Genomic DNA, 16,367 nt, shown 5'->3' on the forward strand with positions numbered 1-16,367 from the left:
GGAAATAAGGCCGAAAATCCGAAGGATTCTTAGCGGGTTACAGATCGTCAGCGTCTTGAACGGGAACATCCTTCGGATCAGCCGGACAGCCGGTATAGCTTCCCTGTGGATCTGCTTTTTTGGCGCTGAAATCAGTCATGGCTTTTGCGGTTTGCATCGACGGGGAGCTTTGTACAGGTTTAACGCGGACTTTTTTAATCTTCATATTAGATATCCTTTCTTTTGCTTTGTGTATCAGGAGGGTTGGCAGTTTCCGACGGCGCCGCAGCTTCATACAATGTTTGCTTCCGCTCTTGAATTTATTTATTATTCGCCGGATATTTGAGATCATACAAGAGAATACAACTATTGAGGCTATACTTATGACGTATTGTGGTGTTAAAATGTCCAATATGACTGTCAGTTGAGGTTTTTTTGCTTCTTTCTCGAAGCTGCAATCGCTTGCCTGAGCGCGAAGACTGAACTTTTTTAAAAAGATTAAGGCCCGGGGAACTTTTCAGTTTCCCCGGGCCGTTTTATGCTAATTTCACCGCCGTCCGGCGCTTTTTACTTCACAGACGATGCAAAGCTGTTGTCCACCAGTTTGTTAAAATCGACCCAGTTTTCATGGGTAAGCACCCCGGCGGTTTCCATAACGGTCTCCAGCCGCTCCAGAGAGGCCTGTTCCATGACCGGCGTTGCGTTCCAGGCGTCAATATCATCGTTGGCATCATTTGGAGTAACAGTTATCCCAAATCAAACCGATACTTCCATTCAATATCCATGTGGTCCGGAAACAGCAGAATGCGGGAAATCAGCAGTTCCGCAATGCGGTTCTTTCCCACAATGTCCAAGCTGTCCCACGTGGTTTCAATATCCTGAACTTCCTTTGCGATGGCCTCCTGACGGCCCTCCTGCATATGATTCAGTTCTTCTTCCAGCCCACAGCGTTCCTTCTCCAGCTGGCTGACCTTTTCGTCCAGATACCTAGATGTGATTTTGCCGGACTCCGCCGCCATGCTAAACTGCCGGTTGGCGTCCAGCCATTCCTGTGCCTATAAAACATGAAGGGCAACAAACGACTCGGGGATAGTCGTTTGTTGCCTTTTCACTGTACATTTTGGCGGTAGATGTGCCCCAACTTTCCTATGTTACAGGGTAAATGGGTCTGTTACGCTTGAGTTCCCGTAAAGAGGAGATGAGTGCAACTAGCCAGGTGCGGTCGTAGGCCAAAATGACGAGAAAAGTAGCAGTACCGGTAAAGCGGAACTCGTTGAAGAATTTTCCAATCCATGGCGGGTCTCATACTCAATCAATATCTCCACTCAGTAGCCATTACTGTTTTTAGAAAATTCTCAAAATAGTTCACGGCCTCAAAAGACAGTTGAAACGTGGATTAAGAATCAAGTCTTGGCCTTGTGAACAAACAGTGCCTTGATGTTGTCCCAGAAAGGCCAGATTAGCAGACCGATATCGATGAGAATCAGAATAATTGACAGCGGGGTAAAAATCACACTGCTAACTTTTCCTGTCATCAGGGCAATTGCCCGGCGCAAATCGATTTCAGCGCTCTTCCCCAAAACAAAGGCGAGTACGAAAGGCGCCATGGGAATTCCCAGACGATCCATAAAATAGCCGAGCAGACCGAAAAAAAGCACCAAAAACATATCCGCAACAAGATAGCGGAAGCTGAATGCGCCCAAAATGCAGAGTGCCGCGATAAGCGGGATTAATACGTTACTGGGCACTTTCGTGATCTTGGCATAGAAACGCGCCCCAAAGAAACCAAATATCAAAATGAATACGTTGGCAATCAACAGACCGAAAATCAGGCCATACACCTGGGGTGCGTTGTCCGTAAAGAGCTGAGTTCCGGGGGCCAGCCCATGAATCAGCAAAGCACTCAAAAATAGTGCGGACGTTCCGTTGCCCGGAATTCCAAGCGTCAGCAGAGGAACAAGCGAGCCGCCAACCACACCGTTATTTGCCGCAGAAACAGATGCAAGACCTTTCGGATTGCCTTTTCCGAAAGAATCAGGGTCCTTGTCGGAGTTTCTGGCCATGTTGTAACTTAGGCCCGCCGCCACAGTGGTTCCGGCAGCGGGAATAATTCCAATAAAGGTACCAATGAAAGCGCCGCGGAGTGTTTCAAGCAAAATGTTCAAAAGCTCCTTGCGGCTCAGCCAAACACTGCCTTTCATGCTGCTCTTGCCGATCACGATGGATTCACGCTTCTCCGCAATCAAAATGAAGACCTGGGAAAAAGCGAACACGCCCAAAACCACAGGAAGCAGCGGCAGCTCATCATAAATGGCGCTGATACCGAAGTTGAAGCGGCTCTGCCCGGTAATTCCGTCCATTCCCACAAGGGAGCAGAGGAAGCCTATGGAGGCGCTCATCAGGCCCTTAAACGCACTGCCCTTTACCAGACCAACAATGATAATAATGCCCATCATAACGGTCAGGAACAGCTCCCACGAACCAAAGAAGAAAGCGATCTTAGCCAGCTTGGGTGCGATAAACAGCAGTGCCATGCAGCCCACAATACCACCGGTAAAGGCGGAAATGGTCGATACGCCGATGGCTTTCAATCCTTCCCCACGCAATGTCATGGGGTAGCCGTCCAATGTCATGAACAGGGAGTCGGACGTACCGGGAGTATTGACCAAAATTGCCGTGATATTTCCGCCGTATGATCCGGCAACATAAATAGCACCCAGACAAATCAGTGCGGTCGTTGGCGGCAAAGAAAAGGTCAGCGGTAGAAAGATACCAATTCCGGTGTCAGCCGACATGCCCGGAAGGGCACCCAATATGACGCCGACAACTGACCCTATTATAAGCCAGAGAAGATTTTGCCATGTAAATATCTGCAAAAAGTATGATGAAAAATCCATTATTTTTTCTCCTGCAATTTAAATAAGTCAGATGCGCTGAAATTAAAACAGGACGCCCACAGGCATTTGCATGGAAAGCAGTAGGCCAAAGAATACATAAATCACCAAATTGAGACCCAGATCAACGCCAATGATCGTCTTCCAGTTTCGCTGACCCAAATAAATCATACCAATAGGCAGATAGAGTACTGTTGCAATATAATACCCACCCAAATAGATGGCAGAAATATACAAGAAAATTAAACCGGCCATAATCAATACGCTTTTTGTACCAGACAGATTGATGGTATCCGTAATTTTTCCGCGAAGAACACTAATCAGAAAGCAGGTAACCAAGATAATGGACAGTCCGCAGATTACCTGGGGAAAAACTCTGGATTGTGTATCCTCAATAGAAAACGTAGAAAACAAAAACAGGAAACTGACTGCATAGATGAATAAGCAGGATAACAGGTTATAGTTAAACGCTCTCGTTCCTTTCGCTTGCAATTTGTCTCGCCCCCCCAATGAATCTAAAATTCTTTCTACTGGAGGTTCCATGTGCCCTTCAAGCAACATGGAACCTCCGTATCATTTGTTAAAACGGATATAAAGGAATTTATGCCCAAGGATCGGTCTGCCAAAGCTGCAGGAAGTTGTTGTAATACTCTTTGAAGATGGTGGTAGTGTCCTGCGCATCCATGCTGTCATAGGGGATAGTCATCTGTGCGCACTGCTTCTGCACATCCGGGTCCGACGCAGCGGCCATAAAGCAGTCTGACAGATACTGCACGATTGCAGCGTCCGTGCCGGCAGGAGCGGCGATGGCACGGCTGTTCACCTGAGTCACATCATAACCGCATTCTCCGTAAGTGGGAACATCGGGCTCAATACTGGAACGCTCTTTCGTACCAACGCCCAGAATCTTAATTGTGCCTTGGTCAAGGAACGTAGCGAGGTCGCCAACGTTCAGGCAGTATGCATCGCAGTGTCCGCCGGCAACAGCGGTGAGAACCTCGGTCTCGCTGTCGTAGGGAACCACGTTGAACTTTGCGCCGGAGGCTTCTTCAAGCTGAATAACAGCCAAGCCCTCACTGCCGGTAACGGAAGTAACACCCATGGAGATTTTACCCGGATTTTCCTTTGCGGCATTCATCAGATCCTGCAGCGTATTGTATTCAGATTTGCTGGAAACACCCACTGCGCCCGGATCGCTCATCATATTGAAAATATAGGAAAGTTTATCGAACGTATAGGGACGATTCTGTGCAATAGCTGTGATCTGCTGAGCAGTCGGAGCAAATCCGATGGTATAGCCGTCGGGCTTCGCCTTGCACATGGAGGTCCAGCCGATATCGCCGCTGGCGCCTTCCTGCTGCTTTACCACAATGCTGTGTTTCCAGTTTTCCTTCTCCTTGATCTTCTCGGCAAGAATACGGAAGTAGGTGTCCTGCATAGAACCTGTGCCAAAGGGATAGACATAGGTAATTTCCTTAGTGGGGAAATCGGCGGGCAGCCCCGCAGGACGGGTCACATTCCAAGAGCTGGAACTGCTGGAGCTGCCGGAACTGCTTGCAGTGGAACCGGACGCAGCACCGGATGCCGATGCGGCAGATGCAGCCGGGGCGGAACTGCCACAGGCAGCCAGTGAGACGGTCATCAACGCTGACAGGATAAAAGCAAAGATTCTTTTCTTCATAACATAACCTCCTATTATTTTCCACTGTGTATCCACAGCAAAATACAATACTCTTACATTTGAGAATCCGCAGGGTTTACATGAACCATGCAATGTTTGACCGTTGGGTATGTGCTTTCAATTTTATCATGGGTTCGCTTGGCAATCTCGTGCGCAGCGTACAGCTTGTTGTTTCCATCCACTGCGATCTCAACGTCCACATAGGCACGGTCACCGAAGAGCCTTGTTTTGATATCGTCTACCCGGACTACTTCGGGATCATCCTGAATGCTCTTCTTTACTTCTTCCACAAATTCGTTGCTGCAGGAATGATCAAGCATTTTATTAATGGAATCTTTGAAAATGTTGTAGGCCACTTTTAAAATGCAAAGTGAAATAATCACGCTGGCCACGGCGTCCAGCTTGGGATAACCCATCCGGGCACCAAAAATGCCTGCAAAACTGCCGATGGAGGAAATTGCGTCGGAGCGATTATCCCACGCGTTGGCACGAAGGGCACTGGAATTGATCTTCTTTGCATAGGTAATCACAAACCAGTACATCGCCTCCTTGACCACGATGGAAACTGCGGCGGCAATCAGGGCCAGCATGCCGGGAATCGCAAGATTCTCGCTGGAGCCCAAGATTTTCATAATACCCTCTACACCAATGCTGCCGCCCGTCAGACACAGGACAAAGGACAGGAGCAGTGCGGCCACGCATTCAAAGCGCTCATGGCCATACGGATGAGACTTGTCCGCGCCCACATTTGCAAATCGAAGTCCGATCATAACGATTATGGTGCTGAAAACGTCCGAGGCAGAGTGAACACCATCGGAAACCATTGCTCCGGAATGTGCCACAACACCTGCAAATATCTTAAATATGCACAGAACGGTATTTAAGCAGATACCGATAAGGGGAACAACCTTTGAAATCCGTTTACGCTCCTCCGGAGAGACGACTGCAATTTCTTTGGTAGATTCAGCTATTTTCTTTTTTACGGGCAAATTATTACCTCCAATTTATTGGGGACGCTTGTCCTCATTCTGTTTACCAGTACCGCATGGGAAATGAACGCCATCCGAGATGACAACGCAGACCAATCCTTTGATTTCAAGAACACCCGAGGCCGCAGAGAATAAAAATTTAGTATGATTGATCATACTGACTTCACTCAGATTAGTCAACTAAAGTTTCTGAGTCAGGATCTGATGACGAGTCTGGGTTAAATAATCGGCTGTGATCTCAGGGAACAGTATCATGCTGAAGCTCAAAATGGAACTTAGCATGGGTAAAAATCATTTTTTCGGTCGGTCATCTTTCTACAGCTTTACGGACAGCGTGCAGATTTTCTTCCGGAGCATGAGGATCTGCAACGCAGCCGGGGCCGATCAGCAGGCCATGTCCGCCGACCATGTCAATGGCCTCCTGCACATGGGTCCGGATCTGGTCAGGTGAATCTGTTGCCAAAATACTGTCGTAATGAAGGGTGCTGCCTACAATCGTGGGCACCTCACGCAAGCCACCCAGGAAAACTTTGTTTGTCATTGCGCGGGCTTCCTTCAGGCTGGGGCTGGTATAGCGGTCATGCCAGTTGATTACATTGCAGGGGTAATCCTTGGTTGCGTTGAACATGATATTGCCTCCGTGTATATGCAGCACGTTGAACCAAGTTACATCACGATAGGAGTTAATAACCTGAATGTCATAGGGCTTGCAGAACTCCGCAAACAGTGTGTCATCCAGAAAATCGTATGTGGCGCACTGGGTCGCCAGAAAGAAACCGCTCACGCCGGCCTCAATATTTGCCTTTACAAAATTGATGGTCGTTTCGGTAATCGCCGCCAGAGCCTGATGTACATACTCGGGATGTTCCCGCATATCCTTGGCCAGACGCTCGGTTCCCACCAGCTTTTTCAGCGTTGTAGCCGGAGTGAACAGGGTCTGCATATAGGGTGTGTGGGGTGCAACCAATCTGGAAAGGTGCTGCGTCAGCTGAAGTGTTTTCCCCCAGGTTCCGTAAACGGCGGGCAGCGGCTCAATGCGCAGATAATCATCCGCCTCACCCACGCCGGGAGCCGCAATCTCGACTTCTTTGAAACGGTCACAGTAAATGCTTAGTTTTGCACCCCAGTCGGGAACAGTATAGGCACCGAAAGGCATCATCTTAATAAAGTCATAATCGTACTTTTCATTGAATTCCGAAAGACGTTCTGCAAGGGAGCGCGGGTCCTGATCCACATCGGACTGATGCATCCAGACGCTGACCGGAATCCGATCCGGTTCTTTTCCTTCCAGTACGGCACAAACTCTTTCTTCGCGATTCATAATATATAGTTCCTCCTCATCTGCATGCTTAAGGCATGTTAAGTATTACTCTTTAATTCGGCCAGCATTTTAGGCATCCGCTCCTGTATAATAAACATGTACGGGCTAAAGTAGTATAAAGCAGTTTAAATGTATTGACATTAGAAATAAAATCTGTTTAAATAGAGTTAATGTCAACAAACTGATTTATATTTACACCATACAAGAATAGCAGGAGGAGTTTTAAAAATGCTGAACAAGGAAGCTCTTACCCCCAACTATATGAAAATCCAGCAATATGTTTATGACAAGATAAAATGCGGAGAATATGAAGTGGGGACAAAAATCCCCTCTGAGATCGAGCTTGCCGAGCTTTTTTCTGTCTCCAGAATCACCGCTAACAAAGCCATCAAGGAAATGTCCCTGACGGGAATACTGGAGCGGGTTCGCGGCAAAGGAACCTTTGTGGCCAGCAGGCAGACGGTATCTACCGCATCCAAGGCCTTTGGTTCTGCCGTTAAGCTGGGCGTCACAACCGTCCGCAACCACCAGTTGGTTCAGTTTCGGATTCTTGACAGGATTTACCCGGAGTTGGTGGAAACAGTTCACGCCTCTCCGGATGAAAAGTTCTACGAAATCATCCTGGCCAACAAAAACGGCTCGACAAATGAATCATTGGATTTTACGTACATCCCCTGCAAGCTCATGCCGGATATAACGCCTACTTTGGAATATCTCCGCTCACACTATGTCTTTGATTATCTGAATGCGGAGCAGAGTGTTCCACCGAAATTCATGAAGATTTTTGTCAATACAACACACTATGACTTTCTTGATACCGCCCAGCAGCTGCTTGAAAATGGTGCGGACATGACCGTCTGGTGCACCGGAGTCTACGACATATCCATGAATCTCTTGGGTGTGACGTACACGACTTATCCCAGTACCTCGCAGGATATCCCCCTGTTCACGTTTTCGCTTTAAACGAAAACGTGAACAGGGCTCAAAGAGGGGGTAAACTTCTTAATCGATCATGATATGCAGAATCTCAACGTCTGTCTGCTGCATTCCATCATGACCCAGGCGACCAACGCTTTTAATTGTGCTTTCCACGCCTTTTTTGACAATCCCGTCACCGCCCAGAAACTGCTGGCGCTTCTGATACATCTCATATCCAAGAAAACCGTTCAGAACTGCAACTGCAATCTTGCCGGCACAGGAAGCCTTAGCGCCATCACAAATCACGCCGGATACAATTGCCAGTGCGTTCACCAGCGTATGAGAGATTGCATCCAGTGAGCCATCCTCCAAGTAAGCCACGCCGCAGCCGGCCGCAGCGCCGGCGTTGATGGCGCCGCAATAGGCGGACAGCCGACCAATGCCGGTCTTCTGATGAATCGCAATCAGGTTGGAAAGAACCAGCGCCCGATAGAGCTTTTCTTCACTGGCGTTGATGCCGCGAGCATAAACGATCACGGGAACCGATGCCGTCATTCCCTGGTTGCCGCTGCCGGAGTTGATTACAACCGGAAGCTCACAGCCACTCATGCGGGCATCACTGCCAGCAGCGGCCATTGCCGCGGCGCGCAACTTCAGAGTCTCTTCGTTGGAGGCCAAAAGGACAGAACCGATATTGGCGCCATAATCCCCGCGCAGTCCTTCTTCGGCAATGGCCATATTGTAGCTGATCTGCTGATCCAGCAACTCTTTCACGTCTTTCAGATCCACGGAGTTGGCAAAATCCAGAATCAGTTCCACAGAGAGAAACCCGCGGTCCGTCAGGCCTTCTTCACTGCCGGCATGAACATTTTCGCTTTTGAGGACCTTCCCGTTTTTCTCAATCAGGACGATATTGGTGTGATAGTTCGCGATTCGAACGGTAGCGGAGTTCTCACCTTTAAATGTCTTAACAATTATGTCAAAGACCAGCGGGGTATCTGCAAGTGTCACCTTTACGGGGATCTTTTCGAGGAACTCTGCGATATCCTTTTGCTTTTCTTCGCTTACTTCGGAAATCACTTCCAGCTGTTTTGACGCATTGCCTGCAACGATACCCGCTGCTGCTGCCGCCGGGATTCCACGCAGATGTCCGGTGTTTGGAACGACTACGCTCTTGACATTTTTTATAATGTTGCCGCTCGCTTCAACGATTACGCGATCGGGCATCTCGCCCAGCGTTTCTCGTGCGACCGCAGCACAATAAGCTACTGCAATCGGCTCCGTGCATCCCATTGCCGGAAGAAGTTCTTCTTTTAGAATCCGGACGCATTTTTGATACTCGCAGGATGTTCTGTTCATGCTGATAATCATACCTTTCCGCTGTACTGCACAGCAGGAGAACTTCTCCTGACGTGCAGTTTATTCATGTTCGCAAGGGGAACTTTGAGGAAGCAGGCGCCTCGTCGCAGGAAAGTCCATGGGCACAGCCAATTTGCCAAATGTCTGCGAGCTCCTCAGACATCACGGTAAAACGGCTCGTGGCTTGGAGTGGACAGGGACGGCGGCTTCATCGGGCCTTTACCATGGCGCTTCACGGACCTGCTCACTGGTGAGAAAATAAAAATTCATCTCCCGGCGTGACAGATTCAACTTATCCGATCCTCGCCAAAATGATGTTCACGCTCCGTTCGTGCCTGCCTTGATAAGCAGCCTGCCTTTACAGACTTTCCGGCAGGTAGTACCTGAGTTGATTTGTCTATATCTTTTATAAAAACTTGCTGTTTCCCCTCGCTAATTATTGTATTATAAAGACATATTTACATTTTGTCAATATCAGCATACTATAAGAACTTACGTTACTTTTTTTGTAATATCTTATACTTTTATATCTGCTATAATGTGCTATTATATTTACCTGTAAAGACATTTCATTTTTGCCTTTTGAGGTTATCAAGGGACAAGCAAGAGAGTATAAAGGAGATTCCCTTTATGGAACTGCACTATTTCGTCCGTGAGAACACATATCAGGCGTTCGTTAAAAATCGCCGGCGCCAGCTCATGCGTCGGCCGGTCAACCTGTTTTTGACAATCGTACTGGTTCTATCCCCGTTGGGGCTTTTCGCCTGTGCGATCCCGTTTGTTTCGGGCTGGCGTGTTGTGCTACTGGGCGTCTTATTAGTGGGGCTGAGCGCAGGAAACTATTATTTCAGGCAGTACCGCTGGAAAAACTCTAGCCTCGAATTGAAAATGAGGACGGAGGCCGGCTGTGATTTCTGGAAGGAACATACTCTTCGAATCAAGCCCGAGGGCGTATCGCTCACATGCGGTAAAAAACGCCGCGAATACGTATGGGCCTCCTTTGGCGGATTTGAGGAATGCGGGGACCTCCTGCTTCCAATCTTCAATGCCGAACCCCTCGACATCCTCAGCCCCGAGGCGCTAGCAGAGGCAGGAGGTGTGCAGGCATTTCGCGCTGCTTTTACAAAGATTGCTCGCGTGAGTCTGCAAAAAAACGCAAAGCATCTGAGCGAGCCGCCTGCGCAGTGCCGCTGTATCCTGTACTACAGCTATTCTCTGGATACATACCTACGGGATCAGAAAGATGCCCGCCGTAGGCTTTATTTGACTTCCCTACCGTGGAATCGAAGCACCCTGCTTCGATGGACCGTTATCGCACTGATGGTTTATTTCATAATTACTGCGGACTCTGTATTAACCGTGGTGATCAGCACGCTGGTAATTCTGGGACTTTGCAGTGAATATCTGATTGTATTCACTCCCTTGATTTTTCCCATGCTGCGGCGGGAGCTGCGGCCCATGCTTGCTCTGAGCCCCTCCCGCGCAGTCAAGCTCTACCAAATGGACTCCGGGCTTTGGATTGAGGGGGATTTGCTTACGATTGACTTGCCATACAAGGATGTTGTTGCCGTGCGGAAGCTACCACATGGAATTGCGCTCTATTTGCGTTCTCAAACGATTCTCACGATTCCGGCAGATGGGTGCGACGATGATAATGTTGCCGCCTATCAGGCTATGGTGAGTCGGTTGCGAAAGAATTTCATAGGAGCATCGTTTATGTAGGGAGATCAAAAGCAGGCTCTATTTCAAAAGCGCCCCGGTTTGAGGTAGACTCCATGCGAAAAGCGCAAAGACATCGCGGAGCGCAGCAAACCTGTATGGTGATCGTATACACCATAAGCTAGCATATGTCTTTATATAAAAGCAAAATATTGTCTTTATAAACTGTTGAAAAAGAACATCAGTTGTGTTATCATTTTAAACGAGATCGGGTTTGCATAGTTGTCTCTGTGTGCCGCGGCTTATCATCACTATAGGAAAAAAATATTACTAGGAGAACTACCATGGCTTTTTTATTGATTGCGATTTTGTGCACAACAAGTCTCAACGTAATTTTTAAGATTTCCGAGGGAAAGAATTCCAATCGGTACGCAGTATCATCATTTAATTGCCTGAGCGCCATGGTCATAAGCTACATATTTGTCTTCGGACAGAAACTGTTTGACGCGTCATGGTTTAGCGCTCTGCTTGGGGAATTTTCCCATTCCATCTCTTCAGGCGTAAAGCTAAGCACTAGCGCATCACCCGCTTTTGCGATCCTGCTGGCAATTATTGCCGGCACTATTTCATATATTTGTATTTATATTTTGCAACTCTCTACCGCCCGTAACGGAAGCGCTATGACAATAACATTTAATAAGGTGGGCGTAATGATTCCGGCGATCCTCTCTGTTGTTTTTTTTGGAGAGGTACCCAGCAGCATGCAGATAATCGGCGTGATCATAGCAATGCTGTCTATTGTGATGGTTTACTTCAAGAAAGAAGAAGCCAGTATTATCACATTGAAACTCGCACTATTCGGAACCCTGTTTTTCGGAGGATTTTCAGATTTCCTTTCGAAAATATATGAGTATTATGGTACTGAACAATTTCAAGGATTGTTTATTTTTTATCTCTATCTGTTTTCAGCGGTTCTGGCTTTTATCGCGATGATGAAGAAAAACAGAAAAATCAAACGCTCGGACGTTATTTTTGGCCTTATTACCGGTGTTCCGGCGCAATTCATCTCTCAATTTCTTCTTAAAGCTCTGACAACTGTGCCGGCATTCATTGTTTTCCCACTCTTTTCTGTCGGTGCGATCCTGCTTGTCAACCTTATTAATCTGCTGGTCTTCAAGGAAAAATTGTCGAAGCAGCAATTCGCAGCGATCGGAATGATGATCGTTGCAACTGTATTTCTCAATATTTAACTTGGTATATCAGGTCAAACGAACTTTAACTTCTGGTATTTAAAAATCCTGTGTCCGTAATGGGCACAGGATTTTTTAGGTAAACCTGCCAATAAAAGGCAAAAAGCATTTTAAAAATTTTGAAGACAATTAGGGGTGCTAAGCCTCGGGCCTGTGTCAAAGCTGCGGCTGGCTACTTCGACGGTGATGAAGACCACTATGTATTCAAAGCCGCAGAAATGAAAAATAAAACTTGTTTGCATAACCGCCATTTTGCTGCCTGGACAGCCTGTCAAGCATAAATCACACAACTGAAAGCACGTTTTACTCCAACTGAGTGGAGTGTTTCCTTATACCGCTGAGCCACTGCGGTTAAAACGGCTACATCCGTATCCGGGAACTGGTCGGCAATGGCCTCCGCGATCTCGGCGGCGGAGTGCTCCTGCACCCAGGCCTGCCCTTTTGCAATGGCATTGGTGAACCGTTGAATCACGCCGGAGTTGGCGCTCATGTAGCTTTGAGAGGCAAAATAGGCGGTATACGGAATTTCGCCGCTCTCCTGCCCGATGGAGGTCATAATGTACCCCTTCCCGGCTTGCTCCACTTCTGTGGCGGTGGGCTCGAACAAGGTCACATAGTCCCCGTTCCCGCCGGTGAATGCCCCTGCCATCATGTTGAACTGGACGGAGGTGTCCACCGTCGCGTCCTCCTGGGGGACCACGCCGTTTTGCCGCATGACATATTCCAGTGTCATCTCCGGCACGCCACCGGCGCGTCCGCCGATGATGGTCTTTCCTTTCAGATCCGACCACTTAAAGGAAACGTTTTCCCGGCCCACCAAAAACGACCCGTCCCGCTTGGTCAGCTGGGCGAATATCCGAGGATAGTCCTCTTTCCCCTGATTGTACACATAGATGCAGGACTCCGGCCCGGCAAGGCCGATGTCGCTCTGCCCTGCCAGCACAGCGGTCATTACTTTGTCGGCTCCGCCGCCGTTGGTCAACTCCACGTCAAGTCCCTCGTCGGTGAAAAATCCCAGTTTGATAGCGGCATACTGCGGTGCGTAGAACACGGAATGGGTAACTTCGTTCAACCGAACGGTGACAGTTTCCTGAGCGGTTTTTCCGCAGGCACAGCACAGCGACGCTGTGACACCCACGGCGCAGAGCAGGGCAAGTAGTTTTTTCATGCGATCACTCCTAAACGTTTCTTTAATATTTTTTCCAGCCACAACACGATCTGGTACATCACCACCGCCGCCACCGCCAGGATAAGGACGGAGGCCATCACCAGATCCATGTTGAATACCTGGGAACCGTATACGATCAGATACCCAAGCCCGGCTTTGGAAACCAGAAATTCGCCCATGATGACGCCTACCCATGAAAGGCCTACATTGACCCGCAGGGTGTTGAACAGCGCCGGAAAATTGGCGGGCAGCACCAGCTTTCGTAAAACCTGACCCCGGCTGGCCCCCATGGACCGCAGCAGCCGGAGCTTTTGTTCGTCGGTGGAGAGAAACCCCACCAGCATGTTGAGAATCGTGACGATCAGAGAGATCGCCAGCGTCATGGCGACAATGGAGGCCGTCCCAGCGCCGATCCAGACGATAAAAATCGGTCCCAGCGCGGTCTTGGGGAGGGCATTCAGCACCACCAGATACGGGTCCAGCACCCGGGAGAGAAAGGTACTCCACCACAGCAAAACCGCGATCAGTGTCCCGCTGAGCGTTCCCAAAAGAAAGCCCGCCGCGGTCTCCGAACAGGAGGTCCAAAGGTGGACCCAGAGATCCCCGCTTTGATACAGTCCCGCCACGGTCTTTGCAACACGGGACGGAGAGCTGACAATAAACGCGTCGATCCAGCCCAGGCGGGCGGAAACCTCCCAGAGGATCAGAAAGAAAATCAACAGAAAAATTTGAAGCGACCGGACGGCGGCCTTTTCTCGCCGCTTGGCGCGGAGATAGGCAAGCCGCCGGGGGGAGGGAGTCGAATCAGGCATTGACATCCAGCTCCTTCCATATGGAATTAAAAAATGTACGGAACGAGGGCGCATCCCGCCGCGCCATCGGCTGGAGGTCCCTCAGTTCCCCCAGATCGTGGATGGACTTGACGACTGCGGGGCGGCGGCTCAGCACCACCACCCGGTCGGAAAGGCTGATGGCCTCGGAGATGTCATGGGTCACCAGCAGGGCGGTCTTGTGCTCCTGACGGATGATGGCATGAATGTCCGCCGAAACGGACAGCCGTGTCTGATAGTCCAGCGCGGAAAAGGGTTCGTCCAGCAGCAAAATTCTTGGCTGGGTGGCCATGGTCCGGATCAGGGCGCAGCGCTGCCGCATTCCGCCGGAGAGCTGCGAGGGCCGTTTCTCCGCAAACGCTCCCAGACCGTACTGTTCCAGCAGCGCCCGGACCCGCTCATACTGGGCCGGGTCCCGAACCTTTTGCAGCTCCAGCCCCAGCGTCACATTGTCCCATATGGTGCGCCATTCGAAAAGCTGGTCCCGCTGGGGCATCAGCCCCACTCGGCCGGACGGCGTGGTCACCGGCTTTCCGTCCACCAGAATCTGTCCGCCGGTGGGTGGCTCCAACCCGCTGATGAGGCTCAGCAGCGTGGATTTTCCGCAGCCGGACGGCCCTACGATACTGACGAACTCCCCCTCCTCCATCTCAAACGACACGTCCCGCAATGCCTCGATCTCTCCGTCCGGCGATTGATAGGTCAGCGCCACATGCTCAAGAGCGATCATCATGGCAAATATCCTCCTTTATCAACGGGCGCGACGAAAATTGCTCCCGTCCTGATATCGTATGCGGTAAAGCTGCAGACGGTGCGGCGGGAGAGCGGCCAAAAAAATTGTCGGAAAATATTTCTAAGGACCTTATGTTTTGAAAAAAACGGACGATATATGAGATACAAGGGTAAAAAAGCCCCTGCCGCGGACGCAAATGGCCCCATGAGGCCTCTGGAGCCGGAAGCGCCGCTGAATAAAGGTCGGGAATGGATTCCCGCCTGAAAAATTACATGGAGGTAACAATTATGCGTGTACAACACAACATCATGGCGATGAACGCCTATCGCAACTACACCGGAAACACCAGCGCCCTCTCTAAGAACCTTGAAAAGCTGTCTTCCGGTTACAAGATCAACCGCGCCGGCGACGACGCCGCGGGTCTGGCCATCAGCGAGAAGATGCGTGCCCAGATCTCCGGTTTGAAGCAGGCTTCTTCCAACGCCAAGAGCGGCATCAATCTGGTGGGAACCGCTGAGGGCTCTCTGACCGAGGTCCACGATATGCTCAACCGTATGGTGACCTTGGCCGATCAGTCTGCCAACGGCACCTATGACAATGAGACCGACCGCGCAAATCTCCAGAAGGAAGTCAGCCAGCTGAAGTCTGAAGTCAACCGCATCGCCGATTCCTCCAACTTCAACGGCATCAAGCTGCTGGATGGTACTATGGGTGGTCGTCAGGTCACCACGTCTGGTGAGGCTGCAAATGCTGTAAAGAGCATTCAGGTAATCGGCGGCGGCAATGGCTCACCTCAGTCTGCCATCAGCTTTAGCGCTGCATCTGATGCTAGCGGCAAGGTTACACTTACTGATAGTACCGCCGTCGCTGGTGTGACTTGGAAGGCCGTTGGCACGGATACCGTGGCAGGAAAGGATGGCGGCACGGTCACGTTCCAGGCAGTGGTTGACCGTACGAACACTACTGCTCTGGCAAAAGATTTGGATTTTTACGATGGCATGAGTATTAGCGTTACTCTTGATTCCGCAAAGGCTGATGGTACCTATGCGACCGATGCGGCTACCCTTTCGGGGATTACTGGCTCGAACGGCCTGACCCTTCAGATTGGCGATACCACCAATAGCTATAACCAGCTGACGGTTTCCGTGGGCGATATGCACACCGCTGCTCTGGGGATCGGCGATATCGATATCTCCACCCAGTCCGGTGCACAGGGTGCAGTGGACAAGGTCAAGGCCGCCATCAACAGCGTGTCCTCCACCCGTGGTAATCTGGGCGCTCTGCAGAACCGTCTGGACCACACCATCAACAACCTGGGCGTCATGACCGAGAACATCCAGGACGCCGAGTCCACCGTCCGCGACACCGATGTTGCCGAGGAAATGATGGATTACACCAAGAACAACATCCTGGTGCAGTCCGCTCAGGCCATGCTGGCTCAGGCCAACCAGGCTCCTCAGGGCGTGCTGCAGCTGCTGCAGTAAGGCGTCGGAGCAAAGTCCATTCCGCTCTGTTTCCGCCATGCGGCGAAAACGGCGCTCCATTTCCTTGCTCCTCCTTTTTCCGCCGCAAACGCCTTGCGTTTG

At 50.0% G+C, this 16,367-nt stretch carries 16 protein-coding genes; 4 read left to right on the plus strand and 12 right to left on the minus strand.

The genetic code is table 11. The features are described from left to right. Nucleotides 1-37: 37 nt before the first annotated feature. From ABWQ15_RS03805 to ABWQ15_RS03840, 8 genes are all read right to left on the minus strand, one after another. Nucleotides 38-205 (minus strand): hypothetical protein, encoded by a 168-nt coding sequence (locus tag ABWQ15_RS03805; RefSeq protein WP_353907501.1) that lies wholly within the window; start codon nt 203-205, stop codon nt 38-40. 341 nt (nt 206-546) lie between these two features. After that, nucleotides 547-669 carry a hypothetical protein gene (locus ABWQ15_RS03810; RefSeq protein WP_353907502.1) on the minus strand — a complete coding sequence of 41 codons (123 nt, stop codon included), beginning with the start codon at nt 667-669 and terminating at the stop codon, nt 547-549. A 56-nt stretch (nt 670-725) separates the two neighbouring features. Beyond that, complete coding sequence (locus tag ABWQ15_RS03815; RefSeq protein ID WP_353907503.1) at nt 726-998, minus strand: hypothetical protein; 273 nt, start codon at nt 996-998, stop codon at nt 726-728. 384 nt (nt 999-1,382) lie between these two features. Continuing rightward, a complete protein-coding gene (locus tag ABWQ15_RS03820; protein ID WP_353907504.1) occupies nt 1,383-2,876 on the minus strand; it encodes a tripartite tricarboxylate transporter permease in 1,494 nt (497 codons plus the stop codon). A gap of 42 nt (nt 2,877-2,918) precedes the next feature. Then, nucleotides 2,919-3,434: a tripartite tricarboxylate transporter TctB family protein gene (locus ABWQ15_RS03825; protein ID WP_353907505.1), complete on the minus strand. Its 516-nt coding sequence runs from the start codon at nt 3,432-3,434 to the stop codon at nt 2,919-2,921. A gap of 40 nt (nt 3,435-3,474) precedes the next feature. Then, nucleotides 3,475-4,554, minus strand: a complete 1,080-nt coding sequence (locus tag ABWQ15_RS03830) for a tripartite tricarboxylate transporter substrate binding protein (protein WP_353907506.1) — start codon at nt 4,552-4,554, stop codon at nt 3,475-3,477. Between the two features lie 53 nt (nt 4,555-4,607). Further along, a complete protein-coding gene (locus ABWQ15_RS03835) occupies nt 4,608-5,543 on the minus strand; it encodes a cation diffusion facilitator family transporter (protein WP_353907507.1) in 936 nt (311 codons plus the stop codon). Nucleotides 5,544-5,850: 307 nt separating this feature from the next. After that, nucleotides 5,851-6,864, minus strand: a complete 1,014-nt coding sequence (locus ABWQ15_RS03840) for a uroporphyrinogen decarboxylase family protein (RefSeq protein ID WP_353907508.1) — start codon at nt 6,862-6,864, stop codon at nt 5,851-5,853. A 228-nt stretch (nt 6,865-7,092) separates the two neighbouring features. Here ABWQ15_RS03840 and ABWQ15_RS03845 point away from each other — a divergent pair, with 228 nt between their 5' ends. Next, entirely contained in the window at nt 7,093-7,827 is a 735-nt protein-coding gene (locus ABWQ15_RS03845) for a GntR family transcriptional regulator (protein WP_353907509.1), read from the plus strand. A gap of 39 nt (nt 7,828-7,866) precedes the next feature. Here the strand turns inward: ABWQ15_RS03845 and ABWQ15_RS03850 are convergent, their stop codons facing one another. Further along, nucleotides 7,867-9,147, minus strand: a complete 1,281-nt coding sequence (locus tag ABWQ15_RS03850; RefSeq protein ID WP_502919106.1) for an L-cysteine desulfidase family protein — start codon at nt 9,145-9,147, stop codon at nt 7,867-7,869. Nucleotides 9,148-9,771: 624 nt separating this feature from the next. On the opposite strand from ABWQ15_RS03850, the gene ABWQ15_RS03855 reads away from it, so the two are divergent. After that, entirely contained in the window at nt 9,772-10,863 is a 1,092-nt protein-coding gene (locus ABWQ15_RS03855) for a YcxB family protein (RefSeq protein WP_353907511.1), read from the plus strand. Nucleotides 10,864-11,144: 281 nt separating this feature from the next. Further along, on the plus strand, nt 11,145-12,050 hold the full coding sequence (locus tag ABWQ15_RS03860; protein ID WP_353907512.1) for a DMT family transporter: 906 nt from the start codon (nt 11,145-11,147) through the stop codon (nt 12,048-12,050). A gap of 271 nt (nt 12,051-12,321) precedes the next feature. Here the strand turns inward: ABWQ15_RS03860 and ABWQ15_RS03865 are convergent, their stop codons facing one another. From ABWQ15_RS03865 to ABWQ15_RS03875, 3 genes are read right to left on the minus strand one after another with little or no spacing between them, the layout of a single operon-like run. Further along, the gene (locus tag ABWQ15_RS03865; RefSeq protein WP_353907513.1) at nt 12,322-13,218 is read right to left on the minus strand and encodes an ABC transporter substrate-binding protein; all 897 of its coding nucleotides are present in this window, start codon (nt 13,216-13,218) and stop codon (nt 12,322-12,324) included. Then, the gene (locus ABWQ15_RS03870; protein ID WP_353907514.1) at nt 13,215-14,030 is read right to left on the minus strand and encodes an ABC transporter permease; all 816 of its coding nucleotides are present in this window, start codon (nt 14,028-14,030) and stop codon (nt 13,215-13,217) included. The genes ABWQ15_RS03865 and ABWQ15_RS03870 overlap by 4 nt, the downstream gene beginning before the upstream one ends. Continuing rightward, nucleotides 14,023-14,781, minus strand: a complete 759-nt coding sequence (locus tag ABWQ15_RS03875; protein WP_353907515.1) for an ABC transporter ATP-binding protein — start codon at nt 14,779-14,781, stop codon at nt 14,023-14,025. The genes ABWQ15_RS03870 and ABWQ15_RS03875 overlap by 8 nt, the downstream gene beginning before the upstream one ends. A 287-nt stretch (nt 14,782-15,068) precedes the next feature. Between ABWQ15_RS03875 and ABWQ15_RS03880 the strand changes: the two genes are divergently transcribed. Continuing rightward, on the plus strand, nt 15,069-16,265 hold the full coding sequence (locus tag ABWQ15_RS03880) for a flagellin N-terminal helical domain-containing protein (protein ID WP_353907516.1): 1,197 nt from the start codon (nt 15,069-15,071) through the stop codon (nt 16,263-16,265). The last annotated feature ends 102 nt before the right edge of the window (nt 16,266-16,367 follow it).

Source organism: Oscillibacter sp. (assembly GCF_040505565.1).
In the GTDB taxonomy this organism is placed as follows: Bacteria; Bacillota; Clostridia; order Oscillospirales; family Oscillospiraceae; genus Oscillibacter.

Coding starts and splice junctions, on each gene's coding strand:
- ABWQ15_RS03815 (WP_353907503.1), bottom strand. CDS start 998: ATGGCGGCGGAGTCCGGCAAAATCACATCTAGGTATCTGGACGAAAAG.
- ABWQ15_RS03860 (WP_353907512.1), top strand. CDS start 11,145: ATGGCTTTTTTATTGATTGCGATTTTGTGCACAACAAGTCTCAACGTA.
- ABWQ15_RS03840 (WP_353907508.1), bottom strand. CDS start 6,864: ATGAATCGCGAAGAAAGAGTTTGTGCCGTACTGGAAGGAAAAGAACCG.
- ABWQ15_RS03810 (WP_353907502.1), bottom strand. CDS start 669: ATGGAACAGGCCTCTCTGGAGCGGCTGGAGACCGTTATGGAAACCGCC.
- ABWQ15_RS03875 (WP_353907515.1), bottom strand. CDS start 14,781: ATGATGATCGCTCTTGAGCATGTGGCGCTGACCTATCAATCGCCGGAC.
- ABWQ15_RS03855 (WP_353907511.1), top strand. CDS start 9,772: ATGGAACTGCACTATTTCGTCCGTGAGAACACATATCAGGCGTTCGTT.
- ABWQ15_RS03825 (WP_353907505.1), bottom strand. CDS start 3,434: ATGTTGCTTGAAGGGCACATGGAACCTCCAGTAGAAAGAATTTTAGAT.
- ABWQ15_RS03805 (WP_353907501.1), bottom strand. CDS start 205: ATGAAGATTAAAAAAGTCCGCGTTAAACCTGTACAAAGCTCCCCGTCG.
- ABWQ15_RS03870 (WP_353907514.1), bottom strand. CDS start 14,030: ATGCCTGATTCGACTCCCTCCCCCCGGCGGCTTGCCTATCTCCGCGCC.
- ABWQ15_RS03880 (WP_353907516.1), top strand. CDS start 15,069: ATGCGTGTACAACACAACATCATGGCGATGAACGCCTATCGCAACTAC.
- ABWQ15_RS03820 (WP_353907504.1), bottom strand. CDS start 2,876: ATGGATTTTTCATCATACTTTTTGCAGATATTTACATGGCAAAATCTT.
- ABWQ15_RS03845 (WP_353907509.1), top strand. CDS start 7,093: ATGCTGAACAAGGAAGCTCTTACCCCCAACTATATGAAAATCCAGCAA.
- ABWQ15_RS03830 (WP_353907506.1), bottom strand. CDS start 4,554: ATGAAGAAAAGAATCTTTGCTTTTATCCTGTCAGCGTTGATGACCGTC.
- ABWQ15_RS03865 (WP_353907513.1), bottom strand. CDS start 13,218: ATGAAAAAACTACTTGCCCTGCTCTGCGCCGTGGGTGTCACAGCGTCG.